Annotated in this window: 27 protein-coding genes and 1 pseudogene; 5 read left to right on the forward strand and 23 right to left on the reverse strand. The window is 69.8% G+C overall.

All coding sequences use genetic code 11. The features are described from left to right. Positions 1-13 precede the first annotated feature (13 nt). The 9 genes from pdxT to thrS all read right to left on the reverse strand — a co-directional run bounded on the left by pdxT (position 14) and on the right by thrS (position 8,911). Complete coding sequence (pdxT, locus tag AC0KS4_RS15665) at positions 14-604, reverse strand: pyridoxal 5'-phosphate synthase glutaminase subunit PdxT (RefSeq protein WP_238956325.1); 591 nt, start codon at positions 602-604, stop codon at positions 14-16. Then, the gene (tesB, locus tag AC0KS4_RS15670) at positions 601-1,446 is read right to left on the reverse strand and encodes an acyl-CoA thioesterase II (RefSeq protein WP_225330641.1); all 846 of its coding nucleotides are present in this window, start codon (positions 1,444-1,446) and stop codon (positions 601-603) included. The genes pdxT and tesB overlap by 4 nt, the downstream gene beginning before the upstream one ends. 9 nt (positions 1,447-1,455) lie before the next feature. Next, entirely contained in the window at positions 1,456-2,367 is a 912-nt protein-coding gene (gene pdxS, locus AC0KS4_RS15675; protein WP_225325424.1) for a pyridoxal 5'-phosphate synthase lyase subunit PdxS, read from the reverse strand. A gap of 68 nt (positions 2,368-2,435) precedes the next feature. Further along, positions 2,436-3,461, reverse strand: coding sequence for an NUDIX hydrolase (locus AC0KS4_RS15680; protein ID WP_225341296.1), 1,026 nt, complete (start codon positions 3,459-3,461; stop codon positions 2,436-2,438). Beyond that, positions 3,461-4,585, reverse strand: coding sequence for a glycosyltransferase family 4 protein (locus AC0KS4_RS15685; RefSeq protein ID WP_238956326.1), 1,125 nt, complete (start codon positions 4,583-4,585; stop codon positions 3,461-3,463). The genes AC0KS4_RS15680 and AC0KS4_RS15685 overlap by 1 nt, the downstream gene beginning before the upstream one ends. Beyond that, positions 4,585-5,535, reverse strand: a complete 951-nt coding sequence (locus tag AC0KS4_RS15690) for a phosphatidylinositol mannoside acyltransferase (RefSeq protein ID WP_238957326.1) — start codon at positions 5,533-5,535, stop codon at positions 4,585-4,587. Before AC0KS4_RS15690 ends, AC0KS4_RS15685 begins: the two co-directional genes overlap by 1 nt. Positions 5,536-5,552: 17 nt before the next feature. Continuing rightward, a complete protein-coding gene (gene pgsA, locus AC0KS4_RS15695) occupies positions 5,553-6,194 on the reverse strand; it encodes a phosphatidylinositol phosphate synthase (protein WP_238956327.1) in 642 nt (213 codons plus the stop codon). A gap of 73 nt (positions 6,195-6,267) precedes the next feature. Next, positions 6,268-6,843 carry an ATP adenylyltransferase gene (locus AC0KS4_RS15700; protein WP_225329497.1) on the reverse strand — a complete coding sequence of 192 codons (576 nt, stop codon included), beginning with the start codon at positions 6,841-6,843 and terminating at the stop codon, positions 6,268-6,270. Continuing rightward, positions 6,836-8,911 (reverse strand): threonine--tRNA ligase, encoded by a 2,076-nt coding sequence (gene thrS / locus AC0KS4_RS15705; protein ID WP_238956328.1) that lies wholly within the window; start codon positions 8,909-8,911, stop codon positions 6,836-6,838. The genes AC0KS4_RS15700 and thrS overlap by 8 nt, the downstream gene beginning before the upstream one ends. Positions 8,912-9,009: 98 nt before the next feature. Here thrS and AC0KS4_RS15710 point away from each other — a divergent pair, with 98 nt between their 5' ends. After that, positions 9,010-10,743, forward strand: a complete 1,734-nt coding sequence (locus tag AC0KS4_RS15710) for a cation:proton antiporter (protein ID WP_238957327.1) — start codon at positions 9,010-9,012, stop codon at positions 10,741-10,743. Between the two features lie 11 nt (positions 10,744-10,754). Here AC0KS4_RS15710 and AC0KS4_RS15715 read toward each other — a convergent pair whose 3' ends face one another. The 3 genes and pseudogenes from AC0KS4_RS15715 to AC0KS4_RS15725 form a co-directional block, all read right to left on the reverse strand. Beyond that, positions 10,755-12,011 (reverse strand): amidohydrolase, encoded by a 1,257-nt coding sequence (locus AC0KS4_RS15715; protein WP_238956329.1) that lies wholly within the window; start codon positions 12,009-12,011, stop codon positions 10,755-10,757. 60 nt (positions 12,012-12,071) lie between these two features. Beyond that, on the reverse strand, positions 12,072-12,725 hold the full coding sequence (locus AC0KS4_RS15720) for a PaaI family thioesterase (RefSeq protein WP_238956330.1): 654 nt from the start codon (positions 12,723-12,725) through the stop codon (positions 12,072-12,074). Positions 12,726-12,736: 11 nt separating this feature from the next. Further along, a pseudogene (locus tag AC0KS4_RS15725) lies at positions 12,737-13,620 on the reverse strand (aldo/keto reductase). A 57-nt stretch (positions 13,621-13,677) separates the two neighbouring features. On the opposite strand from AC0KS4_RS15725, the gene AC0KS4_RS15730 reads away from it, so the two are divergent. Next, positions 13,678-14,178: a DUF1990 family protein gene (locus AC0KS4_RS15730; protein ID WP_225329492.1), complete on the forward strand. Its 501-nt coding sequence runs from the start codon at positions 13,678-13,680 to the stop codon at positions 14,176-14,178. 3 nt (positions 14,179-14,181) lie between these two features. Here the strand turns inward: AC0KS4_RS15730 and AC0KS4_RS15735 are convergent, their stop codons facing one another. From AC0KS4_RS15735 to fdxA, 6 genes are all read right to left on the reverse strand, one after another. Further along, positions 14,182-14,640, reverse strand: coding sequence for an Rv2617c family stress response/phage resistance protein (locus AC0KS4_RS15735; RefSeq protein WP_238956331.1), 459 nt, complete (start codon positions 14,638-14,640; stop codon positions 14,182-14,184). A gap of 203 nt (positions 14,641-14,843) precedes the next feature. Beyond that, on the reverse strand, positions 14,844-15,785 hold the full coding sequence (locus tag AC0KS4_RS15740) for an NAD(P)H-dependent flavin oxidoreductase (RefSeq protein WP_238956332.1): 942 nt from the start codon (positions 15,783-15,785) through the stop codon (positions 14,844-14,846). A gap of 6 nt (positions 15,786-15,791) precedes the next feature. After that, positions 15,792-16,136, reverse strand: coding sequence for a cupin domain-containing protein (locus AC0KS4_RS15745; RefSeq protein ID WP_225329489.1), 345 nt, complete (start codon positions 16,134-16,136; stop codon positions 15,792-15,794). A gap of 54 nt (positions 16,137-16,190) precedes the next feature. Further along, positions 16,191-16,616, reverse strand: coding sequence for a hypothetical protein (locus AC0KS4_RS15750; RefSeq protein WP_225329488.1), 426 nt, complete (start codon positions 16,614-16,616; stop codon positions 16,191-16,193). Beyond that, a complete protein-coding gene (locus AC0KS4_RS15755) occupies positions 16,613-17,239 on the reverse strand; it encodes a helix-turn-helix transcriptional regulator (RefSeq protein ID WP_225329502.1) in 627 nt (208 codons plus the stop codon). Before AC0KS4_RS15755 ends, AC0KS4_RS15750 begins: the two co-directional genes overlap by 4 nt. Before the next feature lie 132 nt (positions 17,240-17,371). Further along, complete coding sequence (gene fdxA, locus AC0KS4_RS15760) at positions 17,372-17,728, reverse strand: ferredoxin (protein WP_238956333.1); 357 nt, start codon at positions 17,726-17,728, stop codon at positions 17,372-17,374. 159 nt (positions 17,729-17,887) lie between these two features. Here fdxA and AC0KS4_RS15765 point away from each other — a divergent pair, with 159 nt between their 5' ends. The 3 genes from AC0KS4_RS15765 to AC0KS4_RS15775 all read left to right on the forward strand — a co-directional run bounded on the left by AC0KS4_RS15765 (position 17,888) and on the right by AC0KS4_RS15775 (position 19,572). Beyond that, complete coding sequence (locus AC0KS4_RS15765) at positions 17,888-18,727, forward strand: class I SAM-dependent methyltransferase (RefSeq protein WP_225329486.1); 840 nt, start codon at positions 17,888-17,890, stop codon at positions 18,725-18,727. A 187-nt stretch (positions 18,728-18,914) separates the two neighbouring features. Continuing rightward, positions 18,915-19,127: a hypothetical protein gene (locus AC0KS4_RS15770; RefSeq protein WP_179960355.1), complete on the forward strand. Its 213-nt coding sequence runs from the start codon at positions 18,915-18,917 to the stop codon at positions 19,125-19,127. A 181-nt stretch (positions 19,128-19,308) separates the two neighbouring features. Then, positions 19,309-19,572, forward strand: a complete 264-nt coding sequence (locus tag AC0KS4_RS15775) for a hypothetical protein (RefSeq protein ID WP_225329485.1) — start codon at positions 19,309-19,311, stop codon at positions 19,570-19,572. Between the two features lie 10 nt (positions 19,573-19,582). Here AC0KS4_RS15775 and AC0KS4_RS15780 read toward each other — a convergent pair whose 3' ends face one another. Genes AC0KS4_RS15780 through AC0KS4_RS15800 form a run of 5 tightly spaced genes read right to left on the reverse strand, consistent with a single transcriptional unit; the run spans position 19,583 to position 23,620 of the window. Then, the gene (locus AC0KS4_RS15780) at positions 19,583-20,809 is read right to left on the reverse strand and encodes a lyase family protein (RefSeq protein WP_238956334.1); all 1,227 of its coding nucleotides are present in this window, start codon (positions 20,807-20,809) and stop codon (positions 19,583-19,585) included. After that, on the reverse strand, positions 20,806-21,378 hold the full coding sequence (gene pcaG, locus AC0KS4_RS15785) for a protocatechuate 3,4-dioxygenase subunit alpha (protein ID WP_238956335.1): 573 nt from the start codon (positions 21,376-21,378) through the stop codon (positions 20,806-20,808). The genes AC0KS4_RS15780 and pcaG overlap by 4 nt, the downstream gene beginning before the upstream one ends. Then, positions 21,371-22,138 carry a protocatechuate 3,4-dioxygenase subunit beta gene (pcaH, locus tag AC0KS4_RS15790; RefSeq protein WP_238956336.1) on the reverse strand — a complete coding sequence of 256 codons (768 nt, stop codon included), beginning with the start codon at positions 22,136-22,138 and terminating at the stop codon, positions 21,371-21,373. Before pcaH ends, pcaG begins: the two co-directional genes overlap by 8 nt. 28 nt (positions 22,139-22,166) lie before the next feature. Beyond that, on the reverse strand, positions 22,167-22,652 hold the full coding sequence (locus AC0KS4_RS15795) for a hemerythrin domain-containing protein (RefSeq protein WP_238956337.1): 486 nt from the start codon (positions 22,650-22,652) through the stop codon (positions 22,167-22,169). Beyond that, positions 22,649-23,620: a Rieske (2Fe-2S) protein gene (locus tag AC0KS4_RS15800; RefSeq protein ID WP_225329480.1), complete on the reverse strand. Its 972-nt coding sequence runs from the start codon at positions 23,618-23,620 to the stop codon at positions 22,649-22,651. Before AC0KS4_RS15800 ends, AC0KS4_RS15795 begins: the two co-directional genes overlap by 4 nt. Between the last annotated feature and the right edge of the window lie 138 nt (positions 23,621-23,758).

Genomic DNA, 23,758 nt, shown 5'->3' on the forward strand with positions numbered 1-23,758 from the left:
TCGCGGCGCTGGCTCAACCGGTGACGAGGTCGACGAACATGTGGTGGATCCGCCGGTCGCCGGTCACCTCGGGGTGAAACGCCGTCGCCAGCTTGCGGCCCTGGCGCACCGCGACGACGTGACCGGCGGCGCTGGCCAGCACCTCCACGCCGTCGCCCACGCGCTCGACCCACGGCGCGCGGATGAACACCGCCCGCACCGGATCGTCGAGGCCCGCGAAATCGATGTCCCCTTCGAACGAGTCGACCTGACGCCCAAAAGCGTTGCGCCGCACGGTCATATCGATCGCGTGCAGAGGCAGCGCCTCCCGCCCGCCCGTCCCGGCGTCCAGGATCTCGCTGGCCAGCAGGATCATGCCGGCGCACGCGCCGTAGGCGGGCAGCCCGTCGGCCAGCAGCCCGCGCAGGGGCTCCAGCAGGCCGAGATCGAGCAGCAGGTGGCTCATGGTCGTCGATTCGCCACCGGGGATGACCAGCCCGTCGACCGCCTCCAGCTCGCCGCGCCGGCGCACCGGCATCGCCTCGGCCCCGGCTTCGCGCAGGGCCGCCAGGTGCTCGCGGGTATCGCCCTGCAGCGCGAGGACCCCGATCCGGGGGCTGCTCACGGGTTGGTCGGCCCGTGGCCGCGCTTGAAGCGGGTCAGCCCCTCCTGCATGACCGCCGCGACCATCTCGCCGGATTGGGTGAAGATCTTGCCCTGGCACAGCGCGCGGCCGCCGTTGGCCGACGGCGAAGACTGGTCATACAGCAGCCACTCGTCGGCCCGGAACGCCCGCATGAACCACATGGCGTGGTCCAGCGACGCCACCTGCAGGTGCTCCCGCACGTCGAGGTGGGTGACCTGCGCCGATCCCAGCAGCGTCAGGTCGCTCATGTAGGCCAGCGCGCAGATGTGCAGCACCGGGTCGTCGGGCAGCGGGTCACGGTGGCGGAACCAAACCTGCTGCTGGGCGGCCTTGCCCGGCGAGAGCTGCAGGAGCTCGCGGGGCACGATGCAGACGTCCCACTCCTCGAACTGCTTGAACCCGGCGTCGTCGAAGACCTTGACCGAGTCCAGCCCGGGCAGCCCGTCGGGCGGCGGCGCGGGCGGCATGGGGTCCTGGTGGTGGATGCCTTCCTGGTCGGTCTGGAAGGACGCGCCCATGCTGAAGATGATCTCGCCGTGCTGGATGGCGTTGACGCGACGGGTCGCGAACGAGCCGCCGTCGCGGGTGCGCTCCACGATGAACACCGTGCGCTCCTTGGCATCCCCGGGCCGCAGGAAGTATCCGTGCAGCGAGTGGACCTGGTAGCGCGGGTCGACGGTGCGCACCGCCGACACCAGCGACTGGCCGGCCACATGACCGCCGAAGGTGCGCTGTAGGAATCCCGATTCCGGGCTGAAGATGCTGCCGCGGTAGATGTTGACCTCGAGCTGCTCGAGATCGAGGATCTCTTCGATCGCCACAGACTGTTCTTACCAGCCGCGTTCGGCCAGCCGATGGGGCTGCGCGATCTGCTCGACATTGATGCCGACCATCGCCTCGCCCAGCCCGCGCGACACCTTGGCCAGCACGTCGGGATCGTCGTAGAAGGTGGTGGCCTTCACGATCGCCGCGGCGCGCTGGGCGGGGTCGCCGGACTTGAAGATGCCCGAGCCCACGAAGACGCCCTCGGCGCCGAGCTGCATCATCATCGCCGCGTCGGCGGGGGTGGCGATACCGCCCGCCGTGAACATGGTGACCGGCAGCTTGCCCGCCCGGGCCACCTCGACGACGAGTTCGTAGGGCGCCTGCAATTCCTTTGCGGCGACGTACAATTCGTCTTCGGACAACGACGTCAGGCGGCGGATCTCGCCACCGATCGCCCGCATGTGCGTGGTCGCGTTGGAGACGTCTCCGGTGCCTGCTTCACCCTTGGAGCGGATCATGGCCGCGCCCTCGTTGATGCGGCGCAGCGCCTCACCGAGGTTGGTCGCCCCGCACACGAACGGCACGGTGAACTTCCACTTGTCGATGTGGTGGGTGTAGTCGGCGGGGGTGAGCACCTCGGACTCGTCGACGTAGTCGACGCCGAGGCTCTGCAGGATCTGCGCCTCGACGAAGTGGCCGATGCGGGCCTTGGCCATGACCGGGATGGTCACCGCGGCGATGATGCCCTCGATCATGTCCGGGTCGCTCATCCGCGACACCCCGCCCTGGGCGCGGATGTCGGCGGGCACCCGCTCCAGCGCCATCACGGCGACGGCGCCGGCGCCCTCGGCGATCTTGGCCTGCTCGGGCGTGACGACGTCCATGATGACGCCGCCCTTGAGCATCTCGGCCATGCCGCGCTTGACGCGCGCGGTTCCGGTTCGCCCGTTGCCGTCCGGGGGGTGGGCGGTAGTCACTGCTTGATCTCCTTCAACGTTGTCGACCCAGTCTAATGAGGCGCTTTGGCCCGCGTTGACCGGCGGAGTCAGCGGATGGACAGCAGCGGGCCGGGGGCGCGGCCGCCGGCGAGCGCGGCCGCGTCGGTGAGCAGTCCGGATAGTTGCATGGGGTACACCGTCTCCCCCGCGGCGACGAGTTGGGCGATGTCGGCAGCGTCACACCAGCGGTGGCCGTGGATGTAGCTGCGTTCCAGTTCGGTGTGGCCGGTGCGGGACGGCTCGAATCGGCGGGTGCGGTAGACGAAGTAGAACTCCTCGCTGTCGATCAGCGAGCCGTTGAACTCGAAGACCTGGTCGCGCCGCCAGACGGGCCCGACCATGTCGGCGGGCGCGACCCGCAGGCCGGTCTCCTCGGCGAGCTCCCGCGCGGCGGCCTCGGCCAGCCGCTCCCCCTGCTGCACTTCGCCGCCCACCGTGAACCACCACTTGGGCGCGGGCTGGCCGGCCAGCGCCGGATCCGACCCGCGCAGCAGCAGCACCGCCCCGGTCTCGTCGAGCAGCACGACGCGCGCCGAGGTGCGGTGGTTGAGCACGCCGTGATCGCCGTGGGCCAGCGCGTGCGGCCGCTCGACGATCTCGAAATAGCTGGGCAGCCCGGCGGTCCCGCCCAGGTGAAAGAGCCGCACCAGGGGCCGCTCGGCCAGCGCCAGCGTGTCTCGGACCGCGTCGTTGTGGAAGCGACGGGCCAACACCACCCGGGCCTCGGCGTCGGCCAGCTCGGCGATCAGCCCGGCCGGCAGCGACGCCGGGTCCACGGCGGCCAGCGCGGCCGACAGCTCGTTTTCGCACGTTTCCCGCGCGGGCCGGGGCGCCCCCTCGGCGGCGTCGGCCAGCGCCGCCAGCCGCCGCCCCTCGGACGCGCCGCCGTAGGCGTCGATGGCCACGGCGCGCGCCACCACCGCGCGCCGGGCCAGCGCACCGTCGAGGGCCTGCCACGACAGGTCGTAGCGGACGTGCAGGCGGTCCAGCCGGTTGGCCGTCCGGTACGCCCAGGCGCCGAAGACGGCCAGCACCGCGACCAACACCGCGACGGCGACGATCAGCCATGTCATCAACCGGCCACCTCAACCTTGGCGCCTGTCGCGGCGACCGTCTCGTAAACCCGCAGGATCTGGCTGGCCACCACCGACCAGTCGTAGCGCTGGACGGCGGCCCTGCCGGCCGCCACATAGCGCTCGGCGAGCACATCATCCTCCAGCACCGCGATCAACGCATCGGCGAGCGCGGCGCCGTCGCCCACGGGTACCAGGCGGCCCACGTCGCCGCCGGCCAGCACGCGCCGGAAGGCGTCCAGGTCGCTGGCCACCACCGGGGTGCCGGCGGCCATGGCCTCGACCAACACGATGCCGAAGCTTTCCCCGCCGAGGTTGGGTGCGCAGTAGACGTCGGCGCTGCGCATGGCCGACGCCTTCCCGGGATCATCGACCTGACCGAGGAAGCGAATATGATTCACGAATTCGCCTGCCTGCGTGCGTAATTCGTCCTCGTCGCCGCGCCCGACGATGAGCAGCTGCAGGTCGGCGAACCGCGCCACCAGCCGCGGCAGCGCGTCGAGCAACACCCCGATGCCCTTGCGCGGCTCGTCGTAGCGCCCCAGGAACAGCACCGTCTTGCCCGGCCGCGGGTACCCGCCCAGCAGCGGCGCGCAGGCGAACGAGCCGACGTCGACGCCGTTGGGGATCTCCACCGCGTCGGTTCCCAGCGCCTCCATCTGCCAGCGCCGGGCCAGGTCGGAGACCGCGATCCGGCCGACGATCTTCTCGTGCATCGGGCGCAGGATGCCCTGAAAGACCGTCAGCGTCAGCGATTTGGTGGTCGACGTGTGAAACGTCGCCACGATCGGGCCCTCGGCGATGTTGAGGGCCAGCATGGACAGGCTCGGCGCATTGGGCTCGTGCAGGTGCAGCACGTCGAAATCGCCTTCGGCGAGCCACTTTTTGACCTTGCGGTGGGTGGCCGGGCCGAACCGCAGCCGGGCCACCGACCCGTTGTAGGGAATCGGGACGGCCTTGCCCGCCGAGACGACGTAGTCGGGCAACACGGCGTGCGGCGAGGCCGGTGCGAGCACGCTGACGTCATGCCCGCGGGCCCGCACCACCTCGGCAAGCTGCAGGACGTGCGACTGCACCCCGCCCGGAACGTCGAACGAGTAGGGACAGATCATCCCGATGCGCATCAGGCGTCCCTTAGCCGGGCCTGCTTGTTCTCGGAGAGGTCGGCCAGCCACTGCGGCTGCATCATGTGCCAATCCTCGGGGCGGGCGGCGATGTTCTTCTCGAAGTGATCGGCCAACAACTGGGTGATCGCGCCGACGTCGCCGCCGGTGCAATCCAGCGCCGGGTGGATGGCGACGCCCCAGCCCTGGCCCTCGAACCAGCAGTGGGCCGGTAGCAGCGCCGCCCCCGTCGCGATCGCGAGCTTCGCCGGCCCGGCCGGCATCCGGGTGGGTTCGCCGAAGAAGTCGACCTGGACACCGGTGCGGGTGAGGTCGCGCTCGGCCATCAGGCACACCACCCGGTTGTCCCGCAGCCGGTCGCACAACACGTCGAAGGGTGGCCGCTCGCCCCCGGACAGGGGTAGCACCTCGAAGCCGAGGCCTTCGCGGTAGTCGATGAACCGCCGGTAGAGCGACTCGGGTTTGAGCCGCTCCGCGACGGTGGTGAACGTGCCGTGTGTCTGCGCCAGCCACACCCCTGCCATGTCCCAATTGCCGCTGTGCGGCAACGCGATCACTGCGCCGCGGCCGCCGGACAATGCCGCTTCGATATGGTCGCGGCCCTGAACCGAGTCGTGCAGCTGGCGGCCGACCGCGGCGAGGTCCATGCCCGGCAGGCGGAACGCCTCGCGCCAATAACGGGCGTAGGAGGCCAGCGAGGCCCGCATCAGTGAATCCGGAACGTCTGAGGGCGGCACCCGCAAGACGCGGGCCAGGTTCTTGCGCAACTGATCTGGGCCGCCGCCGCGGGCCGCGTAGCGCGCCGCGGCGCCAAATGCGTTGCGCGCGGCGAACTCCGGCATCGCCCGCACCGCCAACCAGCCTGACGCATACGCCCAGTCGGCCCCGACGCCGCTCAACCGGCCCGCGACGCGGCTCGCCAGGCGGCTCGGTGCCGTGATCGCGTTCATGCCCGGCGGAGTGGGAATCACGGCGCGACCGATCCACGGTCGGTCGCACCCGGCGAGGTGCGCACCGTGTGCAACCGCTGCGCACAGGTGACCAGGCTGGCCGCCGCCAACAGCCACATCGCCACCGGCAACGCGGGCGGCCACGCGACGAACGGAAAGTCCGAGATGCCGGCGCCGACCAGCACGATGATCAGCCGCTCGGGCCGTTCGATGATGCCGCCGTCGCCGCGCAGGCCGCTGGCCTCGGCCCGGGCCTTGATGTAGGAGATCACCTGCGAGGTGACCAGGCAGATCAGGGTGGCCGCCGCCAGCAGCTTGTCGTGCAGTCCGAAGGCGATCCACCACAGCAGCCCGCAGAACACCGCACCGTCGCTGACGCGGTCACAGGTGGCGTCCAGCACCGCGCCAAACCGGGTGCCGCCGCCCCTTTCCCGGGCCATCGCCCCGTCGAGCATGTCGAAGAGGACGAAGAACCAAACCACCAGCGTGCCGATGAACAGCTTGCCCATCGGGAAGAAGATCAGCGCCCCCGCCACGGCCACGACGGTGCCCAGGATCGTGACGACGTCGGGAGTCAATCCCACCCGCAGGCACGCTTTTGCGGTCGGGGTGGTCAGCCGCGCGAACGCCGCCCGCGACAGGAACGGCACCTTACTCATCGGCGCCGCTCTCGCCCGCGAGCGGGAGGTGCCCCCGCCTCATCGCCACGCTCTGCATCGTCGCCGCCGCGACTCATCGCTGCTTCGTCCACTCCGTCGCCAGCAGCTGACGAGTTTCGCGCAGCAACTGCGGGATCACCTTCGCCCCGCCGATGATGGTGATGAAGTTGGCGTCGCCGCCCCAGCGCGGCACGACGTGCACGTGCAGGTGCTCGGCCAGCGACCCGCCGGCCGAGGTCCCCAGGTTGAGGCCGACGTTGAAGCCGTGCGGCCGCGACACGTTCTTGATGACGCGAATCGCCTTCTGGATGAAGGACATCAGCTCCGCGCTTTCCGGATCGGTCAGATCCTCCAGCTCGGAGATGCGGCGGTAGGGCACCACCATCAGGTGCCCGGGGTTGTACGGGTAGAGGTTGAGCACGGCGTAGACGAGTTCGCCGCGCGCGACCACCAGCCCCTCTTCGTCGGTCAGGTGCGGGATGTCGGTGAACGGCTGCTCGGTTTTGCCGTTGTCGCGCTTCATCGGCGCCTCGGCCAGGTAGGTCATCCGGTACGGCGTCCACAACCGTTGCAGATGATCTTCCTCGCCGACGCCCCGGTCCAGGATGGCGTCGTCGGTCTTCGGCTCGGCCCGTTCGCGATCACTCACCGGCCGCCACCTTCACGAGTTCTGCGGTGGGAGCGGCATTCTCGCGATCGGCGATCCACTTCACGATGGCGTCGACGGCGCCGTCGCGGGGCACGCCGTTGATCTGTGTGCGGTCACCGAAGCGGAAGCTCACCGCGCCCGCCGCAACGTCGCGGTCACCGGCCAGCAGCATGAACGGCACCCGCTGGTTGGTGTGGTTGACGATCTTCTTGGCCATCCGGTCGTCGCTGCCGTCGACCTCGACCCGCACCCCGTGCGAACGCAGTTGCGCCGCAACATCGTTCAGGTAGTCGAGGTGGTCGTCGGCCACCGGGATGCCGACCGCCTGCACCGGCGCCAGCCACGCCGGGAAGGCGCCGGCGTAGTGCTCGGTGAGGATGCCGAAGAACCGCTCGATGGATCCGAACAGCGCGCGGTGGATCATCACCGGCCGCTGCCGGCTGCCGTCGGCGGCGGTGTACTCCAGTTCGAACCGCTCCGGGAAGTTGAAGTCCACCTGGATGGTCGACATCTGCCAACTGCGCCCCAGGGCGTCGCGGGCCTGCACGGAGATCTTGGGGCCGTAGAACGCCGCGCCGCCCGGGTCGGGCACCAACTGCAGGCCGGATTCGGCCGCCACCTCGGCCAGCGCGTTGGTGGATTCCTCCCACATGGCATCGGAGCCGACGAACTTCTCCGGGTCCTTGGTGGACAGCTCCAGATAGAAGTCCTCCAGCCCGTAATCGCCGAGCAGTTCGAGGATGAACCGCAGCAGCGACGCCAGCTCGGCGTGCAGCTGCTCGCGGGTGCAGAAGATGTGCGCGTCGTCCATGGTGAAACCGCGCGCCCGGGTCAACCCGTGCACCACGCCGGACTTCTCGTAGCGGTAGACGGTGCCGAATTCGAAGAGCCGCAACGGAAGTTCGCGATAGGAGCGCCCGCGCGACCGGAAGATCAGCGTGTGCATCGGGCAGTTCATCGGCTTCAGGTAATAGTCCTGGCCCGGCTTGCGCACGGTCCCGTCGTCGTCGTATTCGGCATCGAGATGCATCGGCGGGTACATGCCTTCGGCGTACCAGTCCAGATGGCCGGAGGTGTGGAACAGGTCCGCCTTGGTGATGTGCGGGGTGTTGACGAACTCGTAGCCGGCCGCGATGTGCTTGCGCCGCGAGTACTCTTCCAGCTCGCGACGCACGATGCCGCCCTTGGGATGGAAAACGGCCAAGCCCGAACCGATTTCGTCGGGGAAGCTGAACAGGTCGAGCTCGGTGCCCAGCTTGCGGTGATCGCGGCGCTGGGCCTCCTCGATCAGCGTCAGGTGGCGCTCGAGGGCTTCCTGCGACTCCCAGGCCGTGCCGTAGATGCGTTGCAGGCTGGCGTTGTTCTGGTCGCCGCGCCAGTAGGCGGCCGAGCTGCGGGTCAGCTTGAACGCGGGGATGTGTCTGGTGGTCGGGATGTGCGGGCCCCGGCACAGGTCACCCCAAACCCGTTCCCGCGTACGGGGATTGAGGTTGTCGTAGGCCGTGAGCTCGTCGCCGCCGACTTCCATCACCGCCGGATCACCGGACTTGTCGTCGACGAGTTCGAGCTTGTAGGGCTCCCCCGCCAGCTCCGCGCGGGCCGCGTCCTTGGACTCGTAGACGCGGCGCTCGAACAGCTGGCCCTCCTTGACGATCTGGCGCATCCGTTTTTCCAGCGCCGCCAGATCCTCGGGCGTGAACGGCTCCGGCACGTCGAAGTCGTAGTAGAAGCCGTCGGTGATGGGCGGGCCGATGCCCAGCTTGGCTTGCGGGAACAGCTCCTGGACGGCCTGGGCCAACACGTGGGCGGCCGAATGCCGGATCACGCTGCGGCCGTCGTCGGTGTTGGCCGCGACCGGGATCACCTCGGCGTCGGCGGCGGGCGCCCAACTCAGGTCGCGCAGCTTCCCGTCGGCGTCGCGCACCACCACGATGCCGTCGGGCGCCCCGCGGCCCGGCAGCCCGGCATCCCGCACCGCGGCGGCCGCGGTGGTCCCGGCAGGCACCCGGATCGGGGCTTGCGGGTCGCCGCCAACGGCTCCCGAGGCGGGGTGTGCGGGGACGGTCATTGTGGCGGTCTCCAAGGCTCGATGGGTCGACGACCATGCTATCGGGGCCGTTCGACGCCGAGCAGGGCCGTCGAGGCGCCGCCCCCAAGTCCGGCAAGATGGGCTCGATGGGGGCGCAGACTGCTTTGACGTTGCTGCTCGGCGCCGTCGTGGTCATCGTGCTGGTCAACTGGATCAGCGAGCGCACCGGCCTGCCCAGCGCGCCGCTGCTGGTTCTCGTCGGCATCGGCTATGCGCTGGTCCCGGGGCCGAACATCAGCCTCGAGCCCGAGGTCGTGATGACCTGCATCCTGCCGCCGCTGCTCTTCAATGCCGCGCTGGAATCTTCGCTGGTCGGCATCCGCCGCAATCTGCGCACCGTCATCAGCCTCTCGGTGGTCCTCGTCCTGCTGACCGCGGCGTTGGTCGGCGTCGCGTTCGGGCTGCTCGTCAGTGGTGCGACGCTCGCGGTGGGCATGGTGCTGGGCGCCGCGGTAGCGCCGACCGATCCGGTGGCCGCGCTCGCCGTGGCCCGCAAGGAAGGCCTCCCGCTCAACATCGTCACCCTGATCGAGGGCGAGGGGCTGCTCAACGACGCGACCGCGCTGACCACACTGTCGGTGGCCATCACGGTCGCGCGCGGCGCGGCGTTCTCCGTGCCGTCGGCGATCCGGGAGTTCGCGCTGGCGGCCCTGGGCGGCCTGGCGGTGGGGCTGGTGTTCGCGTACCTCCGGCGGCTGCTTCGCCGGTGGCGACACGACGTGCTGACGGCCAACGCGATCTCGCTCGCCACGCCGTTCGTGACCTATCTGGTGGCCGAGGAGCTTTCCGCCTCGGGTGTCTTGGCGGTCGTGGTGTGTGGATTGATCGTCGGTCACGACTCGCCGCGGCTGGAGTCGGGGGCGAGCCGGTTGCAGACCCGGGCCGTGTGGCGGCTGGTCAACTTCCTGCTCGAGGGCCTGGTGTTCCTGCTGATCGGGCATCAGCTGCCGGCCATCCTCGACGATCTGGGCGGCTACGAGCTGTCGACGATCGTCGTGGCGGTCGCCGTCACCGTCGCGGTGGTGCTCGTGGTGCGGCCGCTGTGGTTGCTGCTCACCCAGTCGCTGCCGCGGCCGCTGCACACCCGACTCGGCAACGTCTCGGGCTCCGCCGAAGCCGACGAAGCCGATGGCGACGGACCCGACGAATCCGACGGACCCGGCACCGGCCGTCGGCCGAACCGCCACTCCGAGCGCCTCAGCGGCCGCGAAGTCCTGGTGCTGAGCTGGGCCGGCACCCGCGGCGTGGTCAGCCTCGCGGCGATTTTCGCGGTTCCGTTCGTGACCGACAGCCACGCACCGTTTCCCGACCGGGACCTGCTGCTGTTCTGCACCCTGGTCGTCGTGCTGGTGACGCTGATCGGACAGGGCATCACGTTCGGCCCGCTGGTGCGCGCGCTGGGCCTGCGGGCGAATGCCGCCGACGAACTGCGGCTGCGCAATCGGGCCCGCGCCGCCGCCGTGCGGGCCGCGCTGGACCGGCTCGACGCGCTGGGCCAACAGGACGATGCGGACGTGGATCCTCGGGTGATCGACGGTGTGCGCCAACAGTTGTCGGCACGGCTCGAGCGGTATCAGCATCGGCTCGATCTGTTGTCGGACGCCGGCGAGACCCCCGCCGCGCCCCGCTATGAGGCCGCGGTCGCCATACGCCGGGTCGCCATCGACGCCCAGCGCGACGAGCTCGTGCGCTGGCGCGACGCGGGCATGCTGCCCGACCAGAGCCTTCGCGCGATCGAACGCGAACTCGATCACGAAGAGAGCACGCTGCCGATCATGCCGCGGGCGCGGCGGCGCAACGAAAGACCTTGATTCCCAAGGTGCTAAGTTGACGCCAGCCAGGCCAGCGCGGCGACCGTCAACGCTTGTGTGCCGGTGTCGAGGGTCGGCTGGATGACCGGGGCGAACCGCGGGGAATGGTTTACGGGAACGTCCTCGGCGACGCGGCCCGCCGCATCGGCGTTGCGATAGACGTCGGGATCGATTCCCCCTATGCCCCAATAGCTGTAGGGGGCGTTGAGCGCATTGGGGATGTCGCTGAAGTCCTCGCTCGCCGTCTGCGCCGCAAGCTCGCACGCCCGGTCGCCGAAAAAGGCGTCGAACGCGGCACGCACCCGCTCGGTGACCGCGGGATCGTTGTCGGTGGTCGGAAAGTGGTCCACCAGTTGGAATTCGGGCTCCTTCGGGGATCCGGATGCCTGGCATTCGGCGGTGACGATGCGCCGGATCGCGTCGAGCATTCTGGTGCGGGTCCGGTCGCTGTAGGTGCGCAGGTTCAGTTCCAGCAGCGCGCGGTCGCCGATCACATTGCTCTTGGCGCCGGCCTCGATCCTGCCGATCGTCAACACCGCGGCGTCGGTGGGCGCGACCTCCCGCGAAACGACGGCCTGCAACCGGATCACGATCATGGCGGCCAGCACGACGGGGTCGACGGCGGCCTGCGGCATCGACCCGTGCCCACCACGTCCGTAGACGGTGATCCGCATGCTGTCGGCGGTCGTCAGGACGGGTCCGGATCGCGTCGCCACCTTTCCTGCCGGTACCGGCAGGACATGCTGGGCCAGGGCGACGTCGACGTGACCGACCAACTTCGCCAACCCGTCGTCGACCATGCGCCGTGCGCCGTCGCCGACTTCCTCGGCGGGTTGGAACAGCGCGATCACGGTGCCGCGCCAGTGCGCACGCGCCCCGGCGAGCAGCGAGGCCGCGCCGAGCAGACAGGTCACATGAACGTCGTGCCCGCAGGCGTGCATCACCGGCCGTTCGTGGCCGTCCGCATCGGTGGCGGTGACGGCGCTGGCGTACGGGAGTCCGGTGTCCTCGGCCACCGGCAGCGCGTCCATGTCGGCGCGCAGCAGCACGGCGGGGCCGTCGCCGTTGCGCAGGATCCCGACGACCCCGGTTCCGCCGATGCCCTCGTGGACCTCATAGCCGAAGTCGCGCAGCCGTTGCGCCGCCGCTGCCGCGGTCTCGTGTTCTCGGTGCGACAGCTCCGGATGCCGGTGCAGATCGCGATACAGGTCCTCCTGCCAGCCACGGACGTCGTCCAGACCGGCGAGCACCGCCGATTCGCTGTTCATCGTTTCGGTCCTCCCTGTGTGCGGCGGCGCTTCATGAAAAGCCTTGCGGGCAAACGACTCTCAGGGCTGTCCGGGTTTGAGCCGCACAAACAGCGCGTCGGCTTCGGTCAGCAGGCGCTCGCCGTCGGTCAACCGGCCCGACACGAAGATCTTGCGCCCCTCCACGCGGTCGACCCCCGCTTCGAACTGCAGTTCCTTCTCCACCGGGACGATGTGGCGGTAGTCGATCTTCAGATAGGCGGTGCGCTGCCGCGGGTTGCCGGTGAGCACCGCGGCGCTCAACCCCAGGATGGAATCGAACAGCATCCCCAGCGCGCCGCCGTGCACGGCGCCGTTGCGCCCGAGATGGAACCGGGCGAAGCGGGCCTCGCCATGGACGCGGCCGTCGTCGCCCTTGCGGGCCTGCATCGGGATCGTCAGGATGTTGCCGCGCATCGGCAGGTCCATCCGGCGGCCCGATGGGGAGGCCCACTCGTCGGCGTCGTACGGCGCCAGCAGCGCCGACACCTTCTCCAGCAGGTCGGCCGCCTCGGTGATCACCTCGTCGGGGGCGTCGGCGGCGCGGGCGTGATCCTGCAACGTGCGCACGGCGTCGATGAACCTGCCGTAGTCGGGCCCACCCTTGGTGGTGGGTTCGGGCGGGTTGAATCCCCCGCCGGGGTGTCGCTGATGTTCGGCCACCACCACACCGTATTGCCCGCCGGGCGCGCGCATCCGCGTGGTGGCTAGCCGGTCTGCTGAGCGCCGGCGGCCGACAAGGTTTCGAACTCGTCGTCCGACAGCGTGATCTCGGCGGCGGCGACGTTCTCCTCCAGGTGCGCCACCTTCGACGTCCCCGGAATCGGCAGCATCACCGGTGACCGCTTCAGCAACCACGCCAGCGCCAGCTGTGACGGCGTCGCGTCGTGCTCGGCGGCGATGCGCTGCAGCGGCCCGTCGGGGGCGGCCAGCGGCCCGGCGGCCAGCGGGAACCACGGGATGAAACCGATGCCCTGTTCGGTCACCGCGTCCAGCAGCGGCTCGGCGTCGCGGGCCGACAGGTTGTACATGTTCTGCACCGACACGATTTCGGTGATTTCTGAGCCGCACCGAGCTGGTCGACGTTGATCTCGGACAGGCCGATGTGGCGGATCTTGCCCTCGTTCTTCAGGGTCAGCAGCTCGCCGACCTGATCCTCGAGCGGGAAGTTCTTGTCGATGCGGTGCAGCTGGAACAGGTCGATGGTCTCCACGCCCAGCCGACGCAGGCTCAGCTCGCATTCCTGACGCAGATAACTGGGATTGCCCAACGGGATCCAGATGTCCGGGCCGGTGCGCAGCAGCCCCGCCTTGGTCGCGATCACCAGGCCGTCATAGGGATGCAGCGCCTCGTGGATGATCTCCTCGGAGAAGTACGGGCCGTAGGAGTCGGCGGTGTCGATGAAGTTCACCCCGAGCTCGACGGCGCGGCGCAGGACCCGGACGCATTCGTCGCGGTCGTCGGGCGGGCCCCACACGCCCTTCGCGGTCAGACGCATCGCCCCGAAGCCGAGTCGGTTGATGGTCAGATCTCCACCGAGGGTGAATGTTCCGGACGCCCCGGCAACGGTTTTCGATTTTTGTGCGGTCACTTCTCCGACCGTACTCGCCGAACGCCGTCCCGCACCTGGGCGTGGCAAGCTGAACACGTGGACCTACGAGCGCTCGAGGAACTCCCGCTGACCTATCCGGAAGTGGGTGCGACGGCGGGCGGCGAGCTGCCCGCGGGATACGACCATCAACACGCCGCGCGCCAAATCGGCACGGGCCGGCAGCGTTTCGAGCAGGCCGCCGACGCCGTCATGCGCTGGGGCATGCAGACCGGCTCGGGGCTGCGCGTGCAGGCCAGCTCCGAGGTCGCCGTCGTCGACGCGGTGGTCGTGGTGCGGATGGGTTTCCTGCCGGCGCCCTGCCGCGTCGTGTACGTCGTTGACGAACCCGACATCCGCGGCTTCGGCTACGGCACCCTGCCGGGCCACCCGGAGTCCGGCGAGGAACGTTTCGTGGTGCGTCACGACCCGATCACCTCCGCGGTCTACGCGGAGGTGTCGGCGTTCTCCCGCCCCGCGACCTGGTGGAGCAAGGCCGGCGGGCCCGTGGTGCGGGTGACCCAGCGCCTCATCGCCAAGCGCTACCTGCGGGCGGTGTGACGGCTACCGGGCCGTGACGCCGCCCCCGACGCTGCCGCTGTGCACGCCCTGCGCCAGGCGGGCCAGCGCGACGGCGCCGACGAACAACCCGAAGTCGCGCAGCGCGACGTCGTAGAAGCCGGGCCCGGTGACCAGGTCGATGATGATCCCGGCCAGCCAGGCCGCGACCACCCAGGCACCCACGCGTGGGGCCACCGCCACCACCACGCCGGCCACGATCTCGATGATCCCGACGAGGTACATGCACTGATCGGCCGTTCCGGGTACCAGGTCGTCGATCCAGCCGGCCAGATACATGCTCCAGTGATGCGGGTCGGTCAGCAGGTTGAAGAACTTGTCCAACCCGAACACGATCGGCGCGATCGTGAACACGGTGCGTAGCGCGAGGTAGGCCGAGTACGCCGGGTCCCGCAACTGCTCGGCGAGCGTCGGGGTCGTCGCGCCGACGTGTCTGGTGCTCATGGTGCCTCCATTTCTAACGAATAATATTTTGAACGGTAGAACCGGCAGACTGTACCGTCAAGCATTTTGTCTGTTAGAAATGGCGAGGGAACCGCTGATCGGCGGCGCTGGCCCCGGACGGCCCGGACGCCCACCTCTGCCCGGGGCGGGACCGATGCGTCGTGCCGGCGCCGGGGCGTGGATAGCCCGCGGCTATGCCCGGTCTATGGCCCCCAGCCGGACAGCAACTTCGCCGCGCCCGTGCACATCTCGTCGATGACCTCGGCCACCGAGGCGTCGTCGCGGATCATCCCGACGCCCTGACCGGCGTCCACGGGCGCGATCCGGCAGTCCCCGGCGGCGATCGCCTTGGCCAGCTCCTCGCAGGCGCCCGGGTCCAGCGCTTCCTCGTGGCCCGTCCAGTGCTCGACGAAGTCGTTGGCCAGCACCCGCGACGGGAATCGCGCCGGCCAGGGCAACCCCTTGGCGACGTCGAAGACCCGGGTGACGGCGGTGTCGGTTTCGCTGGCGGCGACCAGGGCCCGTCGGCCGGCGTCGCCGGTCAGCGCCTCCGGGCAGGCCGACAGGCGGGTGCCCACCCACGCACCGCTGGCGCCGGCGGCCAGCACGGCGGCCAGGCTGCGCGCCGAGGCGACGCCGCCGCCGGCCAGCACCGGCACCGTGACGGCGTCGAGGACGGCGTCCAGCAGCGGCAGCAGGCCCAGCTTGACCTCGCCGTGCCCGCCGCCCTCGGAGCCGCGAGCGACCAGGACGTCGACGCCGGCGTCGACCGCCTTCCGCGCCCCGTCGCTGTCGTAAACCTGTGTGACGGTGGGGATTCCGGCGTCATGCGCCTTGGCGACCCAGGACCAGTCGGTTCCGAAACTGACCGACAACAGGGCGGGCCGCGCGGCGAGCGCATCCTCGAGTAGCCCGGCCTCGTTGCGCATCACCCAGTCGACCAGGCCGATGCCGAACCGGCCGTCGACGTGCTGTAACTGCTCGGCCAGCAGCTCGCGGGTCGCGACACTGCCCATGCCGACCATGCCCAGACCACCGGCCGCGGTGACCGCCGCGGCCAGCCGGCCGCCGGCGACCCCGCCCATCGGGGCGTTGACGATGGGTGCCCGCAGACCGAAGCTCGCTGCCCAGGGCGTCGAGAGCATCGGCGGCTAGTGCGCCGAGGGGATGGTCTTCAGCACGGTCAGCAGGACCACCGAGTCCTCGATCGCGTGCAGGGCATGGCGTTCGGGCGGAATCGCCAGATATCCGCCGGCCTTGCCCTCCCAGGCGTCGCCGCCGGTGGTCAGGCGCACGTGGCCGTGCAGCACCTGCAGCGTGGCCTCGCCGGGGCTGTCGTGTTCGGAGAGGTCGTGGTCGGCCAGCAGGGCGAGCACGGTTTGCCGAAGCTCGTGGTTGTGTCCGCCGTGGATGGTGTGCGCGGCCCGCCCGCTGTGCGACTGTTTGGCCTCGGCGAGCTTTTCGGACGCGAGGTCGGTCAACGAAATGGAATCCATCGTGAGTCCTTCGTAGTTGCAAGGCCTTTCACCAACGGCCTTGGGGGTTGGTGGTTAACCGCTCAGTAGCAGTATCCCCGCCGCGATCAGGGCGGCCACCTTGACCGCCTCCAGCGCGACGTAGCCGTAGTGGGCCCGGGAGCGCGGCCCGTCCGATCCGGCCAGCACCCGGTCGGAACGACGGGTCAATGCGGGCCGCACGACGACCAGCTGGACCGCCAACGCGGCGACGGCGACGGCGATCGCCGCGATGACGCCCCCCGGGGTGGGGCCCGCGATCACGATCGCCCCGATGACGAGCGCGAAGGCCACCTCGACGGTGTTGAGCGCGCGGAAGACCAGCCGGCCGATGCTGAGCCCGATCTGCAACGTCACGTTGGGCGCCCGGAACTTCAGCGGGGCTTCCAGGAACGAGATGGCCAGCACCATGCCGAGCCAGACGAAGGTGAGCGCGACGGCGATCGCCGTTCCGGTGCTCATTTGGCCGCCCCCTGCAGCGTCAGGTGAGCCAGGCACAGATCCGGCTCGACGAACGAGTCGAGCCGGTCCACCGAGACCGGCGCCCCCCACGTCTCCACCGCTCCCTGCATGAGGCCGAGGTGCACCGGACACACGACACTGGACCGGTTTTCGGCCAATTCCAGAAACGGGCAGTGCCGCAGTCCGACCTGTTGCTCTCCGTCGACCACCCGGCGCTCGGGCGCGAAGCCGAGTTCGTCGAGCACCTCGATCAGACGGGCGATGACCTCTTCGGTGGTGGCGGGGGCGTCGGCCGGCGCATGCAGCTCGGCGTCGACCTTCCGCCCCCAGGCTCGGCCCGCGGCGAGGGCCTTGGGCCCGGGATCACGCTCGGTGGCGAAGGCCATGGTCAGGATCTCGGCCAGCAGCCGGTAATGCCGCGTGCCGCCGCGATCCATCTGCCGGACCGCGCGGAACATCAGCGGTGGGCGCCCCGGTCCTTTGCGGTCCAGCTCGACGTGTTCGACCTGCCCGTCGGTGACTAGGCTGTCGAGGTGGAAGCGGACGGTGTTGGGGTGCACCCCGAGTTCGTCGGCGATCCCGGCGATGCTCATCGGTTGCGGCGAGGCGCGGAGCAGCCGCATCACCGCGCGGCGCCGGCCGGCCGATTCGCCCGGGACCGAGCCCTGGAGCTCCTGGAGTTTCTCGACCTGCCGGGCCTTCTGGGGCTTCTGCGTCTTCTGGGTCTTCACCGGATCCCTCACACTGCTCGTCCTTCATGCCCCGTCCGAATGAACGGTACTGGGCTGACCCGCCACCAGCGGTGTGTCAACGCCGAGCGGGCCGATCTTGGCCGCCCCGCCCGGGGACCCGAGGGGTTCGTCGCGGCCCGGCAGCGTCTCAGCGAAGAATGCTTCGTTATCGGCGAGGTGCGGCTTGAGGTCCTCAGGCAGGTCATCTTCGTAGTAAATCGCCTCCACCGGACAAACCGGCTCGCACGCACCGCAGTCGACACACTCGTCTGGATGAATGTAGAGCGCCCGGCCGCCCTCGTAAATGCAATCCACGGGACATTCGTCGACGCACGCGCGATCCATCACATCGATGCATGGCTTCCCGATCACGTAGGTCATGGGCTAGAGTTTACACAACATATCTTGTAATAATTAGCTTTGAGCTCGGAGAACGGTGAAAGCCAACGCTAAGCTCGTCGACACCCCACCCCCGGTGCGCCATGGACACCTCGAGCTGGTCCCGGAGTCACCGCAAAGCGCTGCCCCACAGGAGATCTGATGCCAGGACAACGAGCAGGTTCCGAACTCCCGCTGCCGGCATCGCGCCGTGATGACAGCGCGGTCGCCGGCCACTGGCTGCTGGCGCGGCTCGGCAAACGCGTGTTGCGCCCCGGCGGGGTCGAGCTGACCCGCACCCTGCTGTCCCGCGCGGAGCTGAGCGGCGCCGACGTCGTCGAGCTGGCGCCGGGCCTGGGCCGTACCGCCACCGAGATCGTCGCCCGCGGGCCACGGTCCTACGTCGGCGCCGAGGGCGACCCGGACGCGGCCAACATGGTCCGCGGCGTGCTTTCCGATCTCGGTGCACAAAATGCCGCCGTGCGGGTGGCGGACGCGGCCGAGACCGGATTGCCGGACGCCAGCAGCGATGTCGTCATCGGAGAGGCGATGCTGACCATGCAGGGCGACGCGGCCAAGCACGCCATCGTCGCCGAGGCCGCCCGCGTGCTGCGCCCGGGGGGCCGCTACGCGATCCACGAACTCGCCCTCACCCCGGACACGGTGTCGGAGGAGATCAGCACCGACATCCGGCAGGCGCTCGCGCGTTCGATCAAGGTGAACGCGCGCCCGTTGACGATTGCCGAGTGGTCGAAACTGCTCGCCGAGCACGGACTGGTGGTCGACAACGTCACCACCGCTCCGATGGCCCTGCTGCAGCCCCGCAGGCTGGTCTCCGACGAGGGTCTTGTCGGGGCGCTGCGCTTCGCCAGGAACGTGCTCCTTCACCCCGATGCCCGCAAGCGGGTGCTGGCGATGCGCCGCACGTTCCGCAAGCATCGCAAGCAACTGGCCGCCGTCGCGATCGTCGCCCACAAGCCGGCGGCATCGGCCACCGGCTAGCGCCCCGCAGGGCTTGAGGACGGCCTCCCCCGTTCGCCGTTGCGCCGCTTCTGACAGCGGGTTCCGACTTTGGGCCCGTTCCGCAATCTCTGCGTGACGGTTTAGTGACGCCCCCTGACGTAACTTGGCTGCGGCAGTGTGGGGAGAACGAAGGAGCTTGCCGGCTATGGGTGCTAGCCCGCCGTCGCTGACGGATTCCGACCTCGACGCGTTGGCGTCGGATTTCCTGCAGTCGCATTACCTCGGCTCCATCTATGCCGATTGGTCGCCGGATCGGCGGCTCGACATGTTCCTGAGGCGGCGTGGCCTCGCCAGGGTGGCCAACGACGGCGACCTGTCCCACAACGTCTTGCAACGCATCATGTCCCGGGCGGGCCGTGCCTCACTGGCGCGGCATTGATCGGCCTGCTCTTCTGCTGCAGAACCAGGTAGGCGACGGCGATGAACAAAAACCGCGAAAAAGTTCGAGTTTTGACGGCCGAAATGACAACCCACGCATTGGTACAGACGTACTATTGCGGCCTAGAGCCAGACGTGCCGCCTGGGATGGATGAGTCGTTGAGGCTAGCGGGGAGGGGACGATGAATTCACCGAAATGGATGGTTCATTGGCCACAGCGCAGGCCGACGGCCACGATCTACCAGTTGACCGACCGGCTGCACCGCGGGCATGTCGCCCGGGTGCCCGCTCATCAGATCACGGCGACCGTGTCGGCGTGGCTGGCCGACCTGGGTGCCGACAGCCCGCTGGTCGACGAACTCGAGCGCGCCGTGTGCGGCGGCGACTGGGCCGCGGCGCACGCCCTGGGCGAGTGCCTGTCCATCGAGATCGCGGTGGCCGACTGAAAATCGCCCGTCAGCGCTGAGCGAGTACCCGCGCGGCGCGGCCCAGGCTGTCGTCGACCAGCCGGTCGACGGCGCCGAAGTAGGTCGGTGACGGCGCTCGACCCGCCAGCTCGGCGACCGCTTGCTGCTCGCCCAAAACATCTGCAGCATCAAGGTTTTCGGACATGCGCTGGGTATGGACGGCCAGTCCGCTCAGTAGCTCGGCGGTTTGGGATCCCGCGACGACGGCGCGCCGGGCCAGGGTGCGCAGGGTGTCCCATTCGGCGTGCCAGGCCCCGTCGGGCCGCTCGTCGTTGGCCAGCGCCGCGGCGGTGTGCAGGGTCGCGGCCAGCGGTGGCGCGGCCAGGGCGGCGCGGCGGATCAGGATGGACAGCACGGGGTTTCGCTTGTGCGGCATGGACGACGAGCCGCCCCGGCCGTCGGCTACCGGCTCGCTGAGTTCGCCGATCTCCGGGCGGGCCAGCGTGACGACGTCGGAGGCGATGCGGCCCCAGCAGTCGGTGCAGCCGACGAAAGCGTCGGCGGCCGCGGTGATCGGCGCGCGGGCCGTGTGCCAGGGCGGCCGCGGCTGCAGGCCCAACGCGGTTGCCGTGTCCGCGGCGAGGCCGGCCGACACCCCGGCCGGGTCGAGGGTGCCGGTGAGCAACGCCGCCAGCTCCGTGGTGGCGGCCAAGGTCCCTGCCGCGCCGCCGATCTGGACGGGCGTGGTCAGCGTGGCGACCCGTTCGACGGCGTCGACGACCCCGTTCAGCCAGCCGGCGGCCTTGGCGCCGAAGGTGGTGGGCGCGGCGTGCTGGGTGAGGGTGCGGGCCACCATCGGCGTGGCCCGGTGCCGGGCGACGAGTTCGGACAGCGCGGAGATCTGCTCTCTCAGCTGCGTGATCAGCTCGTCGGCGGCGGCGCGCGTGGCCAGCATCAGGCTGGTGTCCAGGACGTCCTGGCTGGTGAGTCCGCGGTGGATCCACGGCGCGACGGCGGGCTCGGCGCGTTGGCGCAGCAGCGTCACCAGGGGAATGACCGGGTTGCCGCCGTCCTCGGCGGTAACGGCGAGTGTCGCACAATCGTTGTGCGTGACCAGGTTCCACAGGTCCGCGGCGGCGCAGTCGGCGGGCGCCAGACCGGCGCCCGCGAGGGCGCTCAGCCACGCGGATTCCACGGCGACCATCGAGCCCAGCAGGGCCTCGTCGGTCATGTGCTCGCCGGCTCGATGGTCCCCGGGCCACAGCAGGTTGGTCATCGCGTGTCCGCCCGGTACTCCAGGAACACCGTCTCGGCCGGGCCCTGCAGGTGGATGTCGAAACGGTATGTGGCGCCGTCGTTTTCGGCGGCGCAGAGCAACGTGGCCAGGCGCTCGGCGGAGACGGCCGCGAGCAGCGGATCGGCGTCCGGGTCGGCGCCGGGTAGGTAGGCGCGGGTGAACAGCCGGTTCAGCAGCCCGCGCGCGAACACGGTGAGCGCGAAGAACGGCGGCCGCCCGTCGATCACCGAACCGGGGGTCAGGGTGGTGAACGCGTAACGTCCGGCGCCGTCGGTCGCGCACCGGCCCCAGCCGGTGAACGACACCGGTGCCCCATGGTCGCGGTGCAGCGAACCGGACTGCCGCGCAATGCGTCCCGCGCTGTCGGGCTGCCAGAGTTCGACCAACGCGTCGGGGACCACGGCGCCGCCGCCGTCGTACACCGTGCCGTGCAGCCGGATGGCCTGCGGATGGGCGTGGTCGACCAGCTCGCTGTCACCGGGGTACGGCAATCCCAGGTCGAGGAACGGACCGACCGTTTGCCCTGGCGTGCACGCTGTTTCAGTCATGCGCACCCGCGGTGGGGGTGGGCGCGCCGCCGGCCAGGACGATGTCCCACCGGTACCCGGTCGCGTACTCGGGCTCGGTGAGGTCGTGGTCGTAGCGGGCGATCAGTCGTTGCCGTGCGGTCGGATCGAGGATCGACTGGAAGATCGGATCCAGCTCGAACATGGGGTCGCCGGGAAAGTACATCTGGGTGACCAGGCGCTGGGTGAAAGCGGTTCCGAAGACGGAGAAGTGGATGTGCGCCGGGCGCCAGGCGTTGTGGTGGTTGCGCCACGGGTACGGGCCGGGCTTGATGGTCAGGAACCGATACGAGCCGTCCGGCCCGGTCAGGCAGCGGCCCGCGCCGGTGAAGTTCGGGTCGAGCGGGGCCGGGTGCTGGTCACGCTGGTGGCGGTAGCGCCCGCCGGCATTGGCTTGCCAGATCTCGACCAGCTGACCCGCCACCGGCCGGCAGCCGTCGTCGAGGACGCGTCCGCTCACCACGACGCGCTCCCCGAGCGGCTCGCCCGGATGCCCGGCCGTCAGGTCCGCGTCGAGCGGGTCGACGTCCTGAGGGCCGAAGCACGGCGCCCAGAGCTCGACCCCTTCGGGATCGACGGCGACCAGGGGCTGCTTCGGATGGCGCAGCGTCGTGCTGCGGTACGGCGGATAGTCGAGCCGCGGCTGCCCGTGCGGCCCCCCGGCGGCGCCCGGGTATTGCGCTGCGATGCGGGCGATCTCCGCCGTGATGTCGGCCTGAGAAGCGACACACCCGGCGTCCATGAGCCGTGACGCTACTCTCGATGGTCCCCTACAGGGCGCGGATCAACGCCGCGCGGCCCTTGGTCCGCAGGCGGTGCACGGCGGAGCCGCGGTATTGCTCGATGGTGGCGGCCATCTTGTTGCCCAACTCCTCGAGCTCCGCGTCGGTGATCTTCACCTGCGGAGGAGCCGGGATCATGTCCCGTTCCTCTTCGTCCGCGTGCGCCTCGAGGACCGTCTTGAACGAATTCCACTCGTCCTCATAGCCCGGGGCGTTCTGCGGCGTCTTGAGCAGCACGGAGAGCTGGTCGACCACCTGGCGGTGTTCGGCGTGCGCGACGGCGATCAGCTTGGTGGCCGCGCGCAGCGCCGGGTAGTACAGGTCGTCCTCGATCCGGAAGTGGATGTCGAGCTCGATCAGCATGTCGTCGAAAAGGGCATGGCGCTCTTCGGAATTCAGCGGCGCCTCGCTGACCTTGCGGCCGAGACCCTTGAGCACGATGTGGTGTTCCTTGAGAACCTCGTAGGCGTTCAATTGGCTCCTCCTTTAGCGATTCCGACCGCGCCGCCGGGAGCGGGCTGCTGCTCGCCGCGGACTTCGACCACTCCGTCGACCAACCTGGCCTCGTAGCACGGCAGCGGCGCTGCCGCCGGACCGCGCACCACGTCGCCCGACTCGGCCGCGAACCATGAGCCGTGCCAGGGGCATACCAACCGGCCACGGTCCATCCAGCCGTCGGCCATCGGGGCGGCCAGGTGGGGACAGAATTCTCCGTACGCCGCGACTTCACCGGGCTTGGTCTGACAGACCACCAGGCCCACCCCGTCGACCTCGACGCGCACCGGCTTGCCGTTCAACGAGCTCGCGGGCAGGACCGGCGTCCAGGTGGAGGTGCGCAGCCGCGGACCAGACTGGTCGATGCCGATGCCGGAGTCGAAGACCAGCGCCCCGCCGAGGTAGCTGCCGGCGACGGTGATGCCGTAGCCCAGCGCGGTGAGCAGGATGCCTCGCCCGTGGCGCCCCTTGCGCCGGTCCCACCACGACTGCATGTACAGCGCGGTGGCGGCAACGTTCAACAGGCCGTGCACCGCGCCGACCCGGCGGTCCTCCTCGTGGGTGTGCTGCCAGTCGGTGACGCCGGTGACGGCCGAGCCCAGGCTCGCCAGGATGCCGACCCCGAGGGCGCGGGAGGCGAATCGCGAGGCGTCGACGACCTCGGAGGCGGGCTGGCCCGGCAGCACGCTGAGCGCGTCCAGCGCCACCGTCGTGCCGAGCGCGCCACTGGTCAGCGACGCCAGCGGCGGGTGCACCGGGTGCCCGAGCCACACTCCGTTCAGCGCGTTGGTGACGGTGTTGCGGGCGCCGCCCAGCCCGTTGTAGGCGAAGCTGAGCAGGTGTTCGAACCGATAGCTCGGTCGATCCATCCACTCCTGGCGCCCGATAACGGCCAGAACCTTCGATCCAACCCGCTGCAATCGACCCCCTCGTGGCCGACCCACCATGGCGCCCCGCCTTTCCTCAAATCAGTGAAAAACAACGGTTAATAACCGCAAAACCGAACGATTACCCGGAGTTTACTCCGCGCTCACATACGTCGAACGGCTGCCGTGACCCACCGTAGCCGGGGGTTTCCGGCTTGT

The organism is Mycobacterium sp. NTMscope_MAC_12, assembly GCF_976985675.1.

Excerpts from the sequence above, each read along its gene's own strand:
- pgsA (WP_238956327.1), bottom strand. The coding sequence starts at position 6,194 with ATGAGTAAGGTGCCGTTCCTGTCGCGGGCGGCGTTCGCGCGGCTGACC.
- AC0KS4_RS15780 (WP_238956334.1), bottom strand. The coding sequence starts at position 20,809 with ATGACCAACCTGCTGTGGCCCGGGGACCATCGAGCCGGCGAGCACATG.
- thrS (WP_238956328.1), bottom strand. The coding sequence starts at position 8,911 with ATGACCGTCCCCGCACACCCCGCCTCGGGAGCCGTTGGCGGCGACCCG.
- AC0KS4_RS15710 (WP_238957327.1), top strand. The coding sequence starts at position 9,010 with ATGGGCTCGATGGGGGCGCAGACTGCTTTGACGTTGCTGCTCGGCGCC.
- AC0KS4_RS15735 (WP_238956331.1), bottom strand. The coding sequence starts at position 14,640 with ATGAGCACCAGACACGTCGGCGCGACGACCCCGACGCTCGCCGAGCAG.
- AC0KS4_RS15720 (WP_238956330.1), bottom strand. The coding sequence starts at position 12,725 with ATGCGCGCGCCCGGCGGGCAATACGGTGTGGTGGTGGCCGAACATCAG.
- pcaG (WP_238956335.1), bottom strand. The coding sequence starts at position 21,378 with ATGACTGAAACAGCGTGCACGCCAGGGCAAACGGTCGGTCCGTTCCTC.
- AC0KS4_RS15715 (WP_238956329.1), bottom strand. The coding sequence starts at position 12,011 with ATGAACAGCGAATCGGCGGTGCTCGCCGGTCTGGACGACGTCCGTGGC.
- pcaH (WP_238956336.1), bottom strand. The coding sequence starts at position 22,138 with ATGGACGCCGGGTGTGTCGCTTCTCAGGCCGACATCACGGCGGAGATC.
- AC0KS4_RS15800 (WP_225329480.1), bottom strand. The coding sequence starts at position 23,620 with ATGGTGGGTCGGCCACGAGGGGGTCGATTGCAGCGGGTTGGATCGAAG.
- AC0KS4_RS15685 (WP_238956326.1), bottom strand. The coding sequence starts at position 4,585 with ATGCGCATCGGGATGATCTGTCCCTACTCGTTCGACGTTCCGGGCGGG.
- AC0KS4_RS15765 (WP_225329486.1), top strand. The coding sequence starts at position 17,888 with ATGCCAGGACAACGAGCAGGTTCCGAACTCCCGCTGCCGGCATCGCGC.
- AC0KS4_RS15750 (WP_225329488.1), bottom strand. The coding sequence starts at position 16,616 with ATGAGCACCGGAACGGCGATCGCCGTCGCGCTCACCTTCGTCTGGCTC.
- fdxA (WP_238956333.1), bottom strand. The coding sequence starts at position 17,728 with ATGACCTACGTGATCGGGAAGCCATGCATCGATGTGATGGATCGCGCG.
- AC0KS4_RS15740 (WP_238956332.1), bottom strand. The coding sequence starts at position 15,785 with ATGCTCTCGACGCCCTGGGCAGCGAGCTTCGGTCTGCGGGCACCCATC.
- AC0KS4_RS15680 (WP_225341296.1), bottom strand. The coding sequence starts at position 3,461 with ATGACATGGCTGATCGTCGCCGTCGCGGTGTTGGTCGCGGTGCTGGCC.
- AC0KS4_RS15755 (WP_225329502.1), bottom strand. The coding sequence starts at position 17,239 with ATGCGGCTGCTCCGCGCCTCGCCGCAACCGATGAGCATCGCCGGGATC.
- AC0KS4_RS15690 (WP_238957326.1), bottom strand. The coding sequence starts at position 5,535 with ATGAACGCGATCACGGCACCGAGCCGCCTGGCGAGCCGCGTCGCGGGC.
- AC0KS4_RS15745 (WP_225329489.1), bottom strand. The coding sequence starts at position 16,136 with ATGGATTCCATTTCGTTGACCGACCTCGCGTCCGAAAAGCTCGCCGAG.
- AC0KS4_RS15775 (WP_225329485.1), top strand. The coding sequence starts at position 19,309 with ATGAATTCACCGAAATGGATGGTTCATTGGCCACAGCGCAGGCCGACG.